The organism is Paenisporosarcina sp. P4_D4 (assembly GCF_056401835.1).
Genome location: NZ_JBFUIO010000371.1, coordinates 1 through 831 on the forward strand (window position 1 = coordinate 1; position 831 = coordinate 831).

The window sequence follows — 831 nt, forward strand, 5'->3', positions numbered from 1 at the left end:
TTTATATACTCAAAGCATAGCATAAGCTTAACATTAAAAATCCCTTAGTTGGATATATTTAGAATATTTTTCGAACTAACCTGGCCCGTTAGTTAAATAAGGTAATTTAATAATTGTAAAGATATTCAATAATATCAAAAAAGTCATAGGAATTATTATCCGATTTTTCTATGTCCATTCCGATAAAATCAACCTCAATTCGTTAGAAAAGAACCATTTAATTGGTCCAATCGATCTGCTTAAACGCTATATGGACAGTCGCACAGAAAATGCCCCGGCCATCTTCGTCACAGTAAGACATCCCCATAAAATGAATGTCGCTTCAAATGAGAAACATCATCAAGAAGATTTCGAATCGTGCTGGAATCAATAATGAGATTCATCCACATCAACTTAGACACAGCTATGCTACTCATTTGTTGAATATGGAGCACCCATTGAAGTCATTCAAAGTCTTCTCAGACACGAGAAGAGCGAAACTAACCTGATTTACGCTCAACTAAGCGGAAGACTAATGAAAGAGTATTAGAAGTACTTTTAAATGTAAAAAGGGCAACGTCTTAATTGACATTGCCCTAATTGACTAAAGCACCCTTTATTTGAAGAAGGAATATTAGCATGCTCTAGTTTCATAGGTTAATTTTAGCAATAGTAATAAAATATTGAACGATTTAACTTCTTAAAACAGCTTTAATCGAATATTTAAATATCGAATTACATTGGGGAGTGAAACATGGGGGCTATTAATGGAAAAGATTATATTTACCGATTGAACCAGCTTAACAATGAGATTTGGTACGACGGTGAAAAAATTGAGGGGTTGCTCTCGGA

General features: G+C 33.9%; 1 pseudogene. It reads left to right on the plus strand.

What is annotated here, in order from left to right:
• Nucleotides 1-238: 238 nt before the first annotated feature.
• Nucleotides 239-529, plus strand: a pseudogene (locus tag AC1DSL_RS18905) (tyrosine-type recombinase/integrase); the annotation flags it as partial.
• Between the last annotated feature and the right edge of the window lie 302 nt (nt 530-831).